We start from the raw sequence: 17034 nt of genomic DNA, 5'->3' as shown, positions 1-17034 counted from the left end.
CCGCCCGCGGCATGGCGGGCGGTTCGGTCTTGCGATTTCGATCAGAGCCCCAGCGCGGCGCTGACGGCGGCCTTGGCATCGCCGCCATCCTTGGCGGTCACACCCGCGAGCCAAGTGTCGAGCACATCGGCATTCGCCTTCAGCCACTCTTCGGTGGCATCCGCCGGATCGGCACCGTCATCAAGGATCTGGCCCATGATGCCGTTTTCCATCTCGAGCGTGAAATCCATGTTGGCGAAGAGCTTGCCGAGGTTCGGGCACTCTTCGGAGTAACCCTTGCGAGTCACGGTGTGGACCACACCCTCACCGCCAAAGAAATCTTCTCCGCCGGGCAGGTACTTGAGCGAGAAGTTGGCATTCATCGGGTGGGGCTCCCAGCCGAGGAAGACAATATCCTGCTCATCCTTGTAGGCGCGATCGACCTGCGCCAGCATGCCCTGCTCGGAGCTTTCGATCACTTCCATCTCGGCATCGCCGAGGCCCATCTTGTTCTCTTCGATGAGCGACACGAGGTAGCCGTTGCCCTCGTTGCCCGGCTCGATGCCGTAGATCTTGTTGTCGAGCGATTCGGCGAACTTGGCGATATCGGCGTAGCTCTGCAGACCCTTCTCGAAGGTGTAGGTCGGCACGGCGAGCGTGTACTTCGTGCCTTCGAGGTTCACGTTGATCGCCTCGATCTCGCCCGACTCGATGTAGGGGCCGATGGCGCCGGACTGCGCCGGCATCCAGTTGCCCAGGAACACATCCACGTCGTCGCTCTCAAGCGAGGCGAAGGTCACGGGCACCGAGAGGATCTTTACATCCACGTCGTAGCCCAGCCCCTCGAGCACATGCTTGGCAGTGGCCGTGGTGGTGGTGATATCGGTCCAGCCCACGTCAGACATGACGACGGTATCGCACTGGGCCCAAGCCGCGGAGGCGGCGCAGATGGCAAGCGCGGAAACGGCTGCGGTGGTTTTCATGTTGGTCTCCCTGTTCGTCGGAGTGGTAGGTTCATTTTGTTGATTGACCAATCAAACAATGACCGTTTATCCCCATATTGCAAGCACTTTTGGAGTCGGCGATGAGCGTGGAACCCAAACGCAGAGCCCAGTTGGTGGAGGCGACGATACATGAGATCGGCGCGAATGGCTCGCTCGATGTGACGGTTGGCAAGATCGCCAAGCGCGCAGGCGTCTCGGCAGCGCTGGCCTTTCATTACTTCGGTGACAAGGACCAGCTCTTTCTCGCGGCCATGCGTCATGTGCTCAGCGTCTACGCCGCCGAGGTGCGTGGTGCCCTGCTGGTGTCGGACGGGCCACGCGAACGGCTCGAAGGCATTCTGCGGGCCAGCTTCTCAAGCTGCAATTTTCGCGCCGAGGTAATCTCGGCATGGCTCAACTTCTACGTTCTGGCCCGCCGTAACGAAGAGGCACGCCGCCTGCTTTCGGTCTATCACCGGCGCCTCCGCTCGAACCTCGTGCATGACCTGCGACCGCTGGCAGAACAGGAGGCCACCGAGATCGCCGAGCGCATCGGCGCGGTCGTCGATGGCCTCTACCTTCGCTACGCCTCCAACCCCGATGACATGACCGGCCAGACCGCGACCGACCATGCCCTCGCCACTTTGGCCAATGAACTCGGAGCCCTGGCATGAGCCGCCCCAACTTTCTCATCATCATGGTCGACCAGCTGAATGGCACGCTCTTTCCCGACGGGCCGGCGGACTGGCTTCATGCCCCCAATCTCAAGCGCTTGGCGGCGCGGTCGACACGGTTCAGGAACGGCTACACTGCCTCCCCGCTCTGCGCCCCCGGGCGAGCGAGCTTCATGTCGGGCCAACTGCCTTCGGTGACCGGCGTCTATGACAACGCCGCAGAGTTCCCCTCCGACCTGCCGACCTATGCCCACCACCTGCGCCGCGCGGGCTATCAGACCTGCCTCTCGGGCAAGATGCACTTTGTCGGGCCCGACCAGATGCACGGCTTCGAGGAGCGGCTGACGACCGACATTTACCCAGCCGATTTTGGCTGGACCCCAGACTACCGCAAACCCGGCGAGCGCATCGACTGGTGGTATCACAACATGGGCTCGGTGACCGGCGCGGGCGTGGCCGAGATTTCCAACCAGATGGAGTATGACGACGAAGTCGCCTATCACGCGAACCGCAAGCTCTACGATCTGGCCCGTGGGCATGATGAGCGCCCGTGGTGCCTGACGGTCAGCTTTACCCATCCGCATGATCCCTATGTGGCCCGAAAGCGGTTCTGGGATCTCTACGAGGATTGCGAGCACCTGCTGCCCGAAGTCGGGGCCATTCCGTACGATGAGCAGGACGCCCATTCGAAGCGGATCTTCGATGCGAATGACTGGCGGAATTTCGACATCACCGAGGAGAATGTTCGTCGCTCCCGCCGCGCCTATTTCGCCAATATCTCCTACCTCGACGAGAAAGTGGGGGAGCTTATGGACGTGCTGGAAGCAACCCGGCAGGAGGCGACGATCCTCTTCGTCTCCGACCACGGTGACATGCTCGGAGAGCGCGGCCTCTGGTTCAAGATGAACTTCTACGAGGGCTCCGCACGGGTCCCGGTCATGATCGCCTCGCCCGAGATGGCGCCGGGGCTGATTGAGGCCCCCGTCAGCAACATCGACATATGCCCCACCCTCTGCGACCTCGCGGGCGTGAGCATGGAAGAGGTCATGCCCTGGACGGCGGGCGAAAGCCTCAAGCCCTTGGGCCAAGGCGCCGAGCGGCAAAGCGCGGTGGCGATGGAATACGCCGCCGAGGCCAGCTACGCGCCGCTCGTCTCACTTCGCAAGGGTCGCTACAAGCTAAACCTCTGCGCCCTCGACCCCGATCAGCTGTTCGACCTTGAGGCCGACCCGCACGAGTTGACCAACCTCGCAGGTGACCCTGCGCACGCCGAGGCTTACGAGGCTCTCAAATCGGAGGCCGCCGCGCGCTGGGATCTCAAACGGTTCGACGACGAAGTTCGCCGCTCTCAAGCCCGTCGCTGGGTTGTCTACGAGGCGCTCCGCAACGGCGAATACTACCCGTGGGATTACCAGCCGCTCCAAAAGGCCTCCGAGCGCTTCATGCGCAACCACATGGATCTGAACACCGTTGAAGAAGACGCCCGCTTTCCGCGCGGCGAGTGAGATATCAATGACTTACGAAACACAGCCCAAAGCCAGCCACTACGTGAACGGCGCCTATCTCGAAGACAAGAAGGGCGAGGTGATCAAGGTGATATACCCCGCCACCGGTGAGGTGATTGCTAAGGTCCACGCCGCCACGCCCGCCGTCATCGACGCCGCGCTGGAGGCGGCAGGCAAGGCGCAGAAGGTCTGGGCCGCGATGACGGGCCGCGAGCGGGGCCGCATTCTGACCGATGCAGCGCGGCTCATGCGCGAACGCAACCGTGAACTGTCCGAACTGGAAACCTACGACACAGGCAAACCCCTGCAGGAAACTCTCGTGGCCGACGCGACCTCGGGCGCCGATGCTCTGGAGTACTTCGGTGGCATCGCCGGAAGCCTGACGGGCGAGCACATCCAGTTGGGCGAGGACTGGGTTTATACCATCCGCGAGCCGCTCGGCGTTTGCGTCGGCATCGGCGCATGGAATTACCCCACCCAGATCGCCTGCTGGAAGAGCGCACCCGCGCTCGCTTGCGGCAACGCGATGGTGTTCAAATCGTCTGAAACGACGCCGCTCTGCGCCCTCAAGGTTGCCGAGATCCTCACCGAGGCCGGCGCACCTCCGGGCCTTTTCAACGTTGTTCAGGGCATGGGCGAAGTGGGTTCACGGCTCGTGACGGACCCGCGCGTCGCCAAGGTCTCGCTCACCGGCTCCGTGCCCACCGGCCGCAAGGTCTATGCCGCGGCAGCAGGCGAGATGAAGCACGTTACGATGGAACTGGGCGGCAAATCCCCCCTCATCGTCTTCGACGACGCCGATCTCGACAATGCGGTCAGCGGCGCGATCAACGGCAACTTCTATTCCTCCGGTCAGGTCTGCTCCAACGGCACGCGAGTCTTTGTACAGCGCGGCATCAAAGGCGCCTTCCTCGCCCGTCTCGCCGAACGGCTGAAAGACGCGGTCATTGGCGACCCGATGGACGAGGTCACCAACTTCGGCCCGATGGTCAGCGCCCGGCAGATGGAAATCGTGGAAGGCTACATCGAGAAGGGTGTGGCAGAGGGCGCGCGGCTCGTTGCAGGCGGCAAACGGCTGGACCGCGACGGTTTCTTCCTCGCCCCTACCGTCTTTGCCGATGTGAAAGACGAGATGACCATCGCGCGAGAGGAGATCTTTGGCCCCGTCATGGCCGTGCTGGACTTCAAGAACGAGGCCGAGGTGATCACCCGCGCAAACGACACGGCCTTCGGCCTCTCTGCCGGTGTCTTCACCCGCGACATCAGCCGCGCCCACCGGGTCATTGGGCAGCTGAAGGCCGGAAGCTGCTTCATCAACTCCTACAACGATGCCCCGGTGGAGGCGCCCTTCGGCGGCGTCAAGGCCTCCGGCGTCGGGCGGGAGAACTCCAAGGCGGCGATCGAGCACTACAGCCAGCTAAAATCCGTCTACGTCCGCATGGGCGATGTCGAGGCCGCGTTCTGATGCAGGCCGAATACGTCATTGTCGGCGCAGGCAGCGCGGGCTGCGCCATGGCGGCACGGCTCTCGGAGGCTGGCCGTAAAGTGCTGGTAATCGAGCACGGCGGCTCCGACTGGGGGCCGTTCATCAACATGCCCGGCGCGCTCAGCTACCCGATGAACATGTCGCGCTACGACTGGGGCTTTCAGTCCGAGCCAGAGCCCCACTTGGGCGGGCGCCGGATGGCAACGCCGCGCGGCAAGGTGATCGGCGGCTCCTCCTCCATCAACGGCATGATCTACGTCCGCGGCCATGCCCGCGACTTCGACCACTGGCGCGATGAAGGCGCCGAGGGCTGGGGCTATGCTGATGTGCTGCCCTACTTCAAGCGCATGGAGCACTGGCATGATGGCGGCCACGGCGGCGACCCGGCATGGCGCGGGATCGATGGACCGTTGCACGTGACCCGCGGCGCGCGGATGAACCCGCTGGTGCAGGCCTTTGTCGAGGCGGGCGTGCAAGCAGGCTATCCGCGCACTGGCGACTACAACGGCGAACAGCAGGAGGGCTTCGGCCCATATGACATGACCGTCTGGCGCGGCGAGCGCTGGTCGGCGGCCAAGGCCTATCTCAAGCCCGCGCTCAGGGGGCCGAACTGCGAGCTTGTGCGGGCCTTCGCCCGGCGTGTGGTCATCGAGAATAGCCGCGCCGTAGGTGTCGAGGTGGAGCGCGGTGGCAAAGTCGAGGTGATCCGTGCGGAGGCGGAGGTCATTCTGGCAGCCAGCTCGATCAACTCGCCCAAGCTGCTGATGCTCTCCGGCATCGGACCGGCAGCGCATCTGGCCGAGCACGGGATCGAGGTGGTGGCCGACCGTGCGGGCGTGGGCCAGAACCTTCAGGATCATCTCGAGCTCTACGTGCAATATGCCTCGGCCCAGCCGGTCAGCCTCTATCGCTACTGGAACCTGCTCGGCAAAGCCTATGTCGGCGCGCGCTGGCTCTTTACCCGCAGCGGTCCAGGCGCGAGCAACCAGTTCGAGAGCGCAGGGTTCATCCGTTCGGACGCCGGGGTGGACTATCCCGATATCCAGTTTCACTTCCTCCCCATCGCCGTTCGCTACGACGGCCAAGCCAGCCCCGAGGGCCACGGGTTTCAGGCCCATGTGGGCCCAATGCGCTCCCCTTCACGCGGCGAGATCACCCTGAAGTCCGCAAACCCGGCAGACGCGCCCCGGATATTCTTCAATTACATGAGCGAAGAGCAAGATTGGGTCGATTTCCGCCGCTGCATCCGCCTCACCCGCGAGCTGTTCCGTCAGGAGGCGTTCAAGCCCTTCGTGAAGCACGAGATCCAGCCGGGCGATGCAGCGCAGAGCGACGAGGCGCTCGACGAGGTGATCCGCGAGCACGCCGAGAGCGCCTATCACCCCTGCGGCACCGCGCGGATGGGCCGGGTGGACGACCCGCGATCGGTGGTCGACCCGGAATGCCGGGTGATCGGCGTGGAGGGGCTGCGGCTGGCCGACAGCTCGATCTTTCCGCGCATCACCAACGGCAACCTCAATGCGCCCTCGATCATGGTCGGCGAGAAGGCCGCCGACCATATCCTCGGGCGCACGCCGCTGCCCCCGCAGAACGTCCAGCCTTGGATGCACCCCGCTTGGGAAACCGCCCAGAGGTAGGGAACCGTCGGCGGCGGCGGGCCGTTGTCATCCGAGGTGGGGCGCAATCTGCGGGACAGGCATCAAATCGCGATGAGTTTGGTTGCAGCGACGCGGCTTTTGCCTATGGTTCGGCGAAGTCGAGGGAGCGCAGCAACACCGTGAAAATTCGTCAGTCTATTTGCCTGTTCGCAAGCGCTTTTGCCCTTCTTTTCAGCAGCCTACCCGGCGCCGCGCAAACCAAGATCGGCCTGTCCGTCAAAGGTGGCAACGACGATCTTCGCGAAGAGATCATCGCCGTTCTCTCCACCCGATCACTGCTTGTTGAAGGCGAGACAGACCCTCAGGGCCTCGTTGCCGCTGCACAGGCGGATTATCGCCGCATCGTCGCGGCGCTTTATGGCGAGGGATACTACGGCCCGGTCGTCTCGATCCGGCTCGATGGCCGCGAAGCCTCCGAAATGTCGCCCTTCGCGGTGCCGGCACAGGTTGGCCGGATCAACGTGCTGGTCGACCCCGGCCCGCTTTTCCGCTTTGGCCGCGCCGAGATCGCACCGCTTGCGCCCCGCACCGAACTGCCGCCGGGCTTTCGCTCAGGCGAACCCGCCAAGGTGCCTGTAATCGAGGAGGCTGGCACAGCCGCGGTCGACCGCTGGCGCGAACTGGGCTTCGCCAAGACTGAGGCCACCAGCCAGCGGATCACTGCAAGCCATCCGGCGCGCAGGCTCGATGTTTCGGTCGGCTTGAACCCGGGTCGCAAGCTGCGCTTCGGCAGGCTCATCCCCACCGGAAATGCCCGTGTACGCAGCGACCGGATCATCGAAATCGCAGGCCTGCCCACTGGCGAAACCTTCCACCCCGATGAAGTCGACAAGGCCTCGACCCGGCTCCAACGCACCGGGGCATTTCGCTCGGTGACCCTGAGCGAGAAGCTGGTGGCCAACCCGGACGGCACGCTGGATATCAATGCCGAACTGGTTGAAGCACAGCGGCGGCGGCTCGGCGTGGGGGCCGAACTGACCACGCTTGAGGGCGCCACGCTTTCGGCCTTTTGGCTCCACCGCAACCTCTTTGGCGGCGCCGAGCGGCTGCGCTTTGACGGCGAGATCAAAAACATCGGTCTCGGCGACGAGAATGGCGTCGATTACAGCCTCAGCGTCCTTTACGGACGCCCCGGCACCTTCAACGCCGATACCGATCTTTACATCCGCGCTGCGATCGAGCACGAGGACGAGCCGCTCTACCTCTCACAAAGCTTCGAGATCGAAGGCGGCGTGACCCGGATTGTAAACGAAGAATACGAGTTTCAGGCCGGGCTCGGTCTGCTCTATTCGCACACCGAAGACGATATCGGCATCCGTGATTTCACCCTCCTGACACTCCCCTTCAGCGGCACACTCGATCGGCGCGACAATGAGCTGGACGCGAAGAACGGCTATTTCCTGAACGTCGATTTCACGCCGTTCGTTGGCATCTCCGGCTCTGGCAACGGAGCCCGCATCTATGCCGACGCGCGTGGATACCGCAGCTTCGGCGCGAGCGAAAACATCACGTTGGCCGGGCGGCTCCAGCTTGGCTCGGTAGTCGGCACCGATGTGACGGAAACCGTTCCCGATTTCCTCTTCTACTCTGGCGGCGGCGGCACCGTGCGCGGGCAGCCTTACCAATCGCTCGGAGTAACGCTGCCGGGCGGCGAAGAAATCGGCGGTCGCAGTTTCCTTGGGGCCTCGGTCGAGCTGCGCGGGCAGGTGAGCGAGAAGATCCAGGTTGTCGGCTTCTACGACTTCGGCCTCGTCAGCGCCGAAAGCTGGCCCGGTCAGGAGGGCGAGAGCCATGCGGGCGCGGGCCTCGGCATTCGCTATCAAACCGGCCTTGGCCCGATCCGTCTTGACGTGGCCACACCCGTCGGCGGCGACACCGGCGGTGGCGTCGAGCTCTACATCGGCATCGGGCAGGCATTCTGATATGCGCCGCTTCGCCCTCATCCTCCTCCTGCTCCTCGCCCCCTTCGCGGCCCTTGCGCAGGAAACCGCCTCGGAAGAAGCCGACAAAGGCTACCTGACGAACCTTCTGCAAGACGTTCTCTCAGACGCGGGCCGCGCCGTTGTGATCTACGGATTTCAGGGCGCCCTTTCGTCCCGCGCCACAATCGATCGCATCACCATCGCTGATGGCGAGGGCACCTGGCTCACCGTCGAAGGCGTGGTGCTGGACTGGAACCGTGCGGCCCTGCTGCGCGGACGACTCGAAGTCTCGGAATTCTCCGCCGAGCGCATCGTCATGCCCCGTGGCCCGATCACTGAAGGCACGCCTTCCCCGGAGGCCACGCCCTTCGCTATCCCCGACCTCCCGGTCTCTGTCGATATCGCCAAGTTGGCGGTGGACAGGGCCGAGATCGGCGCGGCGCTTCTGGGACAAGATGCGGTGATGCGGCTCGCGGGTGACGCGCATCTGGACGGTGGCGGGGTCGACGTGGACCTTCAGCTTGACCGGCTGGATGGGAAGGAGGGCGACATCACCCTCATCGCACGCTACGACCCGGCAACAGAAGAAGCCGCCGTGAACCTTTCCATGCGCGAAGGCCCGGCGGGCATTGCCGCGGGCAAACTCAACATACCCGGCGCACCCGCCCTCGACGTGACGCTGCAGGGCGAAGGCCCGGTGAGCGACCTCATCCTCCGACTTGCAGTGGCCTCCGATGAGGAGGAGCGGCTCGGCGGCACCATCGCACTCTCGGCCAGTGAGGAAGCGGACGCGCCCTTTACAGTCTCCGTCGATCTGTCGGGCGACGTGACCCCCCTCTTCGCCCCCGACCTGCGTGATTTCTTCGGGCAAGACATCAGCCTCGCCGCCACCGTAGCGCGCGACGCCGAGGGCGAGCTTTCGCTCTCCGGCCTGTCGCTCGGCGCGCGGACGGCGACGGTTGAAGGTGATTTTCTCTTCAGCGCCACAGGCTGGCCCCGCCGGATGGACCTTGCCCTCGCCTTGGCGGACCCGGCGGGCGCGCCCGTCGTGCTGCCGTTCGGCGGCGGCGATACCTCCGTCTCCCGCGCCACGCTCGAACTGGACTACGATGAAGCCAATGGCCGTGGGTTTACCGCCACCGCCGAGGCGGCGGGTCTGCGCACCACCGGCTTTGTCGCCGAGGCCATTACCTTGGGCGCGCAGGGCAACATCACCTCCGGTGAGGCCGAAGAGATCGGCGCGGTTGCGGCCAATGTTACCCTCGAAGCGCGCGGCCTCACGCCCGAAGACGAGGCACTGGCCCGTGCAATGGGCGAGGCCATCAGCGGGCAGCTCACGCTCGCCTACGACGAGGGCCAGCCGCTCCGGCTCTCGGGCCTGAACATCGCAGGGGCAGACTTTGGCCTCACCGGTGAAGCCACCCTCGATGGCGTCGACACGAACCTGCTGACCGGTCTCGACCTGCGCCTTGCCGCAGAAGATCTCACCCGCTTCGGCCCGCTCGCCGGGGTCGATCTGCAAGGCGCTGCTGCGCTCGGGATCAAGGGCACCGTGGCCCTGCTGTCCGGCGCCTTCGACCTCGGACTGGAAGGCACCACGACCGACCTCGCCATTGGCCAAGATACTGTCGACAACCTGCTGGCCGGCGATGGCCGCATCAACGTCAGCGTGCTGCGCAATGAAGAGGGCATCAACCTGCGCCGCGCCGAGGCGCGTACGGAAGTGGCGGCGATCACGGCTGATGGGACTGTGGCCACCAATGCCTCCGCCCTCAATTTCACCGCCGACCTGCCCAGCCTCGCGCCGCTTTTCCCCGAAGAGCAGGCTAGTGGCGCGGCACGCTTGAGCGGGCGGGTCGCACTCATCGGGACCGAGCTGCAAACCGCCTCCATCGCGGCGCAGCTCTCGGATGACAGCGGAACTGTTCTTTTGCCTGTTGGTGGCGGCCTGCAACTCTCCGGCGGCACGCTCGACCTAGGCTACGGCGCCGAAGAGGGCCGCTGGCGGCTGAACACGGTTTTCCGCGATTTCTCTACAGAGGGCTACGGCGCCGAGGCATTTACCCTCCAAGGGTCGGGGACCTTGGCGCAAACAGAGGCTGGCGGGCTGGCCCGCGCCGACGGGCAACTGGTGCTTTCCGGCGAAGGCATAACGGCGGCCGATACCGATATGGCCCGCGCCATTGGCGAGGCGGCGCAGCTCGAGACCACCTTCGACTTTACCGCAAACGGGCCACTCGAGCTGACCGACATCCGCTTCACCTCTGCCGATACAACGCTCATCGGCAATGCGACCCTTGCTGCACCCGTTGGCCAAGGCCCGATCAGCTTTGATACTTCGCTCACCACGCCCGCTCTCACCCGCTTTGCCGGGCTGGCGGGGATCCCGTTGACAGGCGCGGCAAATGTGACCGCCAAGGGCACCTACCAGCCAGACGCGGGCAGCGCCCAAGTCCGGGTCGATGGCACCACGCAGGGGCTCGGCATCGGCAACGCGCGCCTCGACCCGGTGCTTGGCGGCGCGGGCAGGCTCGGGGCCGATGTGACCTACGCGACGGGCGATAGTCTCACACTGACCAACCTGATCGTGGCGCTTGATGAAACCGAGGTGACCGGACGCACCACGCTTTCCGACCCGCTCGGCAAGGCACCGATCACCTATGATCTCACCATCAACGCGCCTGCACTTTCGCGTTTCTCCTCACTCGCGGGCCTTCCCCTCACCGGGGCAACCCAAGCCACGGCGACCGGGCTCTTCGGCCCGGCGACCGGTGCGCTCGACCTTGCGCTCGATGGCACCGCGCAGGGCCTCGGCATCGGCAACGCCACGGTCGACAAGCTCACCACGGGCAACTCGAGCTATGGAGCCCAGATCAGCCGCGCCAATGCTGAAAGCGAGATCACCATTGAGAACGGCCGCTTCGACGGCCCCAACCTTGATGTGACGGCAAGTGGCACGCCCAGCCGGATCACACTGGATGCGCGCCTTGCCAACCTCGGCCTCCTCGCGCCGGACTTTGCGGGCCCGGCAACGGCAAGCGGCACCATCACCAGCGAAGGCGGCACCACCGGGCTTGATATTTCCGCTACCGGGCCGGGCGGCACCACGGCTCAGGTGAACGGCACGATCACCGGCAATCAGGGCAACCTCGCGATCACCGGGCAGGCGCCGCTCGGCCTCGCCAACGCCTTCATCGCCCCGCAGCGCCTGAACGGACCGGCCACCATCGACCTGCGGCTCGATGGCCCGCTCGCGCTGGAGAGCCTCACAGGCAGCATCCGCGCCTCGGGTGCCCGGGCCGTGGCACCCGAACTCGGGGTGTCGTTGGAAGGCATCAACGCCAACGTCATCCTCTCCGGCGGTTCAGCACGGGTGGAGGTCGCCGCAACCGGCGGCCAAGGCGGCGGCGTGGCGGTGCTGGGCACCATCGGCCTCTCCGCGCCGCAAAGCGCTGATCTCACAGTCACCTTCCGCAATTTCGCTCTCCGTGATCCCCAACTCTATGATACCTCCGTCAGCGGCGCGATCACCCTCGCCGGGCCGCTCTCGGGCGGCGCAGGCATCACCGGGAGGCTGGAGCTTGGCCGCACCGAAATCCGCATTCCGTCCAGCGGCATGACCGGCATCCATGACATTCCCGACATCACCCACGTCGGGGCCTCCCCGGCCGTGCGCAACACGCAGGATCGTGCGGGGCTGAACGAAGGCGGCAACGGCTCCGGCGGCGGCGGGCTCGCTTTGGATATCACCCTCGCCGCGCCCAATCAGGTGTTTGTCCGGGGCCGCGGCCTGGATGCCGAGCTCGGCGGATCGCTGCGGATCACCGGTACCACGAGCAACATTGTGCCCATCGGCGCATTCGAACTTGTGCGCGGCCGACTCGACATTTTGAGCCAGCGGTTCCAACTCACCGAAGGCGCCGCACGCCTCACCGGCAGCTTCGACGCCAACCTGCGCCTCGTGGCGACCACCGAGAAGAACGGCTACACGATTTCGGTCATCCTCGAAGGCTCGCCCTCCGATCCGCAGATCACCTTCACCGCCGCGCCCGACCTGCCGCAGGATGAGATCCTCGCGCAGCTGATCTTTGGGCGCGACCTCACCACTCTTTCGCCGCTTCAGGCACTCGAGTTGGCGAGCGCCGTCGCCACGCTGGCCGGGCGTGGGGGCGATGGCATCATGGGGCGGCTGCGAGATCAATTCGGGCTGGACGACCTTGACGTGAGCCAGAGCGAGGAGGGCAACACCGCCGTCCGCGCGGGCAAGTACATCAGCGACAACGTCTACTCGGATGTGGTGGTGGAGAGCGACGGCACAACGGAGCTGAACCTGAACCTGCAGATCGGCCCCAACGTGAACGTCAAGGGCTCCACTTCGTCGGACGGCAACTCCGGGATCGGGATTTTCTTCGAGCGAGATTATTGAACGGCGGACCGATTGGCGCCCACCCTACGGCCTGACCGAAGGGTGGGTGCAACTTCACAGATGCCAGTGCGTTACCCGTCGATCCGGATCACCGCGTTGGTCGGGTCGTAGGGGCTGTCTTCGGTCACTTCGACATCCCACAGCTTGTCCTGCATCTTCACCTTCAGCTTGGTACCCGGCTTGGCGAGATCGGGTGAGACATAGCCCATGCCGATGCTCTTGCCGAAGGCGACCGAGTAGCCGCCCGAGGTGAGACGGCCCACCTTCGTGTCACCGTCATAGAGCGCCTCGCGGCCCCACGGGTCGGCATCATCCGGGCCGTCCACGAGCACAGTCACGCACATCGAGCGAATGCCCTTGGCCTCCATCGCCGCCTTGCCGTGGAAGTCCTTGGTGAGGTCCACGAAGCGGTCGAGCCCGGCCTCCAGCGGCGTGGCATCGCGGCCAAGCTCGGTGCCGAAGGCGCGGTAGCTCTTTTCCTGCCGCAACCAGTTTTGCGCCCGTGCACCAACAAGCTTCATTCCGTGCTTCTCGCCTGCCGCCATGAGCTGATCGTAGAGGTAGGTCTGCATCTCGATCGGATGATGCAGTTCCCAGCCCAGCTCGCCGGTATAGGCCACGCGGATCGCACGAACAGGACACATGCCCAACTCAATGTTACGCATCGACAACCACGGGAAGCGCTTGTTGGAGAGCACCGTGGACGGATCGCCATCTTTCACCAGCTCGTTCAGCACATCGCGGCTCTTAGGCCCAGCGATGGCAAAGACGCCCCACTGGGTGGTGACATCGTGGATATCGACATACCCGCCGCCCGCAGCCATGAAATCCTCCGCCGATTTCATCAGGAAGTCAGCGTCATAGGCCGTCCATGCGCCTGCGGAGACCAGATAATACTCGTTCTCGGCAAGCCGGACGATGGTGTATTCGGTCCGGGTGGTGCCGGCGCTGGTGAGCGCATAGGTCAGGTTGATCCGGCCCACCTTGGGCAGCTTGTTGCAGGTGAAGTGGTCGAGGAAGGCAGTCGCGCCCGGCCCGCGCAGCAGGTGCTTGGTGAAGGCGGTAGCGTCGATCAGGCCCACGCACTTGCGGATCGCCTCGGCCTCACCCTTGGCATACTCCCACCAACCGCCACGGCGGAAAGACCGTGCATCCTGATCGAAGCTGTCCGGCGCGTCCAGCGGGCCAAAGTAGTTGGGCCGCTCGAAGCCGTTGACGCAGCCGAATTGTGCCCCAGCCGCCTTCTGCCTGTCGTAGGCCGGGGCGGTGCGCAGCGGGCGGCAGGCTTCGCGCTCTTCGTCCGGGTGATGGAGGATGTAGACGTGCTCGTAGCATTCCTCGTTCTTGCGCGCCGCATACTCGGTGGTCATCCAATTGCCGTAGCGCTTGGGATCGAGGCTCGCCATGTCGATCTCGGCCTCGCCCTCCACCATCATCTGGGCAAGGTAGTAGCCGGTGCCGCCCGCCGCGGTGATGCCGAAAGAAAAGCCCTCGGCCAGCCATATGTTGCGCAGCCCCGGCGCGGGGCCGACCAGCGGGTTGCCATCAGGCGTGTAGCAGATCGGGCCGTTGAAATCGTCTTTCAAGCCGGACTCGGCGCAGGAGGGCACGCGCTCTGCCATGGCCATGTATTGGTCGGCGATCCGGTCGAGATCGAGGGGGAACAGATCGGCGCGGAAGCTGTTGGGCACGCCATATTCAAACCGCGCAGGTGCGCCATGTTCGTAGATCCCGAGAATCCAGCCGCCACGCTCCTCGCGGGCGTAGGACTCATTGTCGGCATCCCGCACAACTGGGTGCTCGGGGTTGCCCGCCTCGCGCCATTTGACCAGTTCCGGGTCCTTGTCCATCACGATGAACGTGTGCTCGACCGGAATGGCGGGCATCTTGATGCCCAGCATCTTCGCGGTGCGTTGCGCGTGGTTGCCCGAGGCGGTCACCACATGCTCGGCGGTGATGACCACCTTCTCGTCGCTCTCGACAAGGTTGCCGCCCTTTTCCACCATCTTGGTGCAGGTGACCTCCCAGTGGGTGCCGGTCCAGTCGAAGGCATCGGCCTGGATCTTGCGGACGATCTCGACGCCGCGTTGACGGGCGCCCTTGGCCATGGCCTGGGTCACATCGGCAGGGTTAATGTAGCCATCTTCGGTGTGGTAGATCGCGCCTTTCAGGTCGCCGGTCTCGATTAGCGGCCAGCGTTCCTTGATCTGCTCGGGCGTCAGCCACTCGTACTTCACGCCGCAGGTCTCGGCCGTCGAGGCATAGAGCATGTACTCGTCCATGCGCTCCTGCGTCTGCGCCATCCGCAGGTTGCCGACCACGGCGAACCCCGCATTCAGCCCGGTCTCTTCTTCCAGCGTCTTGTAAAAATCGACCGAGTACTGGTGGATGTGGGTGGTGGCATAGGACATGTTGAACAGCGGCAAGAGCCCGGCCGCATGCCAGGTTGAACCCGAGGTCAGCTCATCCCGCTCGATGAGCATGACATCGTCCCAGCCCGCCTTGGCAAGGTGATAGGCGATGGAGGTTCCGACGGCGCCACCACCGACGACTAGGGCTTTCACATGGGTCTTCATTGAGGGCACGCGCTCCGGGCTCAGGTTGCTTGGCGCCACTGTCACCAAATCCCGCGCGCCGTGCCACGGGGTTTCGACACCTTGCAGCCAAAAGCGACATTCGCCGCCCCTTGCGACCTTTGTGCTTTTGCCTTTTGCCCCCGCATCCTCTACCCAGCCCCGCATGGACGTGTGCACCACCATTCCGGACCTGCGCCGGGTTGTCAGGGGCTTGCGCGCAGGGGGGAGCAAGGTGGGCCTCGTGCCGACCATGGGATACCTGCACGCGGGCCATATGCGGCTTGTCGAAGAGGCACAGGCGCGGGCCGAGGCGGTTGTGGTTTCGATCTTCGTGAACCCCACCCAGTTCGGCGACCCGAAAGACCTTGAGACCTATCCACGCAACACCGAGCGCGATCTGGAGATGCTGCGCGAGGCCGGTGTGCAGGCGGTGTTGATGCCACAGGTGGCCGACATCTACCCTGAAGGCGCAGAGACCATCGTGGAGACGGAGCGGCTCGCAGGCATGCTGCACGGCGCGGTGCGGCCCGGGCATTTCAAGGGCGTCTGCACCGTGGTCGCCAAGCTCTTCAACATCGTTCAACCCGATTTCGCCTGTTTTGGCGAGAAGGATTATCAGCAACTCCAGATCATCCGGACGATGGTGCGCGACTTGCACTTTTCTTTGGAGATCGTCGCCGTGCCGACCGTGCGCGAGCCGGACGGGCTTGCGATGTCGTCCCGCAACGCACGCCTCACGCCCGCAGATCGCGCCGCCGCCGTTGTGCTGAGCCGGGCGCTGGATGCCGCTGAGGCTGGGGGTGGAACGGTCGAGGATATGGCCGAGGCGATCCGGAAGGTCATTGCCACCGAACCCCGCGCCGACCTGCGCGGGCTCGACATCACCGAAGCCCGCAGCCTCGCGCCCGTTACCGGACAGCCGACAGGCCCGATCGCCGTGATGATCTCCGCCGAATTCGGCGGCATCCTGTTGATCGACCAGAGAGAAATTACGCCCCAAGGAGCACGCCCATGAGCACCCAGGCCCCGATCCGCCGCATGACCGTTCCGCAAATCGCCGCCCGTAAGGGGGGTGAGCCGATCGTGTCGCTCACCAGCTACCACGCCCATACAGCGGCCATTGTCGACAACCATGCGGACTTCATCCTCGTGGGCGACAGCCTTGGCATGGTGATGCATGGAATGGAGAGCACGGTGGGCGTGCCGCTCGACCTGATGATCATGCATGGGCGCGCCGTGGTGCGAGGCACCAAGCGGGCGCTGGTAGTGGTGGATATGCCGTTTGGCAGCTACGAGGAGAGCCCTTCGGTGGCCTTCCGCAATGCCGCCCGGATCATGAAGGAAACCGGCTGCGGCGCGGTGAAGCTGGAGGGCGGCAAGCGCATGGCCGAGACGATTCGGTTCTTGACCGAGCGCGGCATCCCGGTGATGGCCCATATCGGCCTGACCCCGCAAAGCTCGCATGTGATGGGCGGGTTCAAGACCCAAGGTCGCGATGAAGACACATGGCCGCTGCATATCGAGGATGCCAAGGCTGTGTCAGAGGCCGGGGCTTTTGCGCTGGTGGTCGAAGGCGTGGTGGAGCCGCTGGCGCGGGAGATCACGCAGGCGGTTGAGATCCCAACCATCGGCATCGGCGCTTCGGCGGAGTGCGACGGGCAAATCCTCGTGCTCGAAGACATGCTGGGCCTGAACCCTTGGGTGCCGAAATTCGTGAAGAAATACGGCGCCTTGCACGAGGCCATCGAGAAGGCCGTGGGAGAGTATGCCGAAGAGGTGAAGTCCCGCGCCTTCCCCGGCGAAGATCACATCTACCGCTAAAGTC

The 17034-nt window shown here is 64.7% G+C and carries 10 protein-coding genes; 8 read left to right on the top strand and 2 right to left on the bottom strand.

Annotated elements, in window-relative coordinates:
- Window positions 1-41: 41 nt before the first annotated feature.
- Window positions 42-962 (bottom strand): choline ABC transporter substrate-binding protein, encoded by a 921-nt coding sequence (gene choX, locus ACUXVX_RS06805; protein WP_446310923.1) that lies wholly within the window; start codon window positions 960-962, stop codon window positions 42-44.
- A gap of 101 nt (window positions 963-1063) precedes the next feature.
- Between choX and betI the strand changes: the two genes are divergently transcribed.
- The 6 genes from betI to ACUXVX_RS06775 all read left to right on the top strand — a co-directional run bounded on the left by betI (window position 1064) and on the right by ACUXVX_RS06775 (window position 12633).
- Window positions 1064-1636 (top strand): choline-binding transcriptional repressor BetI, encoded by a 573-nt coding sequence (gene betI / locus ACUXVX_RS06800; protein WP_222470265.1) that lies wholly within the window; start codon window positions 1064-1066, stop codon window positions 1634-1636.
- Entirely contained in the window at window positions 1633-3141 is a 1509-nt protein-coding gene (gene betC / locus ACUXVX_RS06795) for a choline-sulfatase (protein WP_446310922.1), read from the top strand. The genes betI and betC overlap by 4 nt, the downstream gene beginning before the upstream one ends.
- Before the next feature lie 7 nt (window positions 3142-3148).
- The gene (gene betB / locus ACUXVX_RS06790; protein ID WP_446310921.1) at window positions 3149-4606 is read left to right on the top strand and encodes a betaine-aldehyde dehydrogenase; all 1458 of its coding nucleotides are present in this window, start codon (window positions 3149-3151) and stop codon (window positions 4604-4606) included.
- Entirely contained in the window at window positions 4606-6264 is a 1659-nt protein-coding gene (betA, locus tag ACUXVX_RS06785) for a choline dehydrogenase (RefSeq protein WP_446310920.1), read from the top strand. The genes betB and betA overlap by 1 nt, the downstream gene beginning before the upstream one ends.
- 140 nt (window positions 6265-6404) lie before the next feature.
- Window positions 6405-8207 carry an autotransporter assembly complex protein TamA gene (locus ACUXVX_RS06780; RefSeq protein ID WP_446310919.1) on the top strand — a complete coding sequence of 601 codons (1803 nt, stop codon included), beginning with the start codon at window positions 6405-6407 and terminating at the stop codon, window positions 8205-8207.
- Between the two features lies 1 nt (window position 8208).
- Window positions 8209-12633, top strand: a complete 4425-nt coding sequence (locus ACUXVX_RS06775) for a translocation/assembly module TamB domain-containing protein (protein WP_446310918.1) — start codon at window positions 8209-8211, stop codon at window positions 12631-12633.
- A 71-nt stretch (window positions 12634-12704) separates the two neighbouring features.
- Here the strand turns inward: ACUXVX_RS06775 and ACUXVX_RS06770 are convergent, their stop codons facing one another.
- Window positions 12705-15209 (bottom strand): GcvT family protein, encoded by a 2505-nt coding sequence (locus tag ACUXVX_RS06770; protein WP_446310917.1) that lies wholly within the window; start codon window positions 15207-15209, stop codon window positions 12705-12707.
- Window positions 15210-15372: 163 nt separating this feature from the next.
- Between ACUXVX_RS06770 and panC the strand changes: the two genes are divergently transcribed.
- Window positions 15373-16224: a pantoate--beta-alanine ligase gene (gene panC / locus ACUXVX_RS06765; RefSeq protein WP_446310916.1), complete on the top strand. Its 852-nt coding sequence runs from the start codon at window positions 15373-15375 to the stop codon at window positions 16222-16224.
- Complete coding sequence (gene panB, locus ACUXVX_RS06760; RefSeq protein WP_446310915.1) at window positions 16221-17030, top strand: 3-methyl-2-oxobutanoate hydroxymethyltransferase; 810 nt, start codon at window positions 16221-16223, stop codon at window positions 17028-17030. The genes panC and panB overlap by 4 nt, the downstream gene beginning before the upstream one ends.
- The last annotated feature ends 4 nt before the right edge of the window (window positions 17031-17034 follow it).

The sequence above is a fragment of the Vannielia sp. SX4 genome (assembly GCF_052828525.1).
The sequence above is the reverse complement of the archived record's forward strand: the minus strand, read 5'-3'. Positions and strand labels throughout refer to the sequence as shown.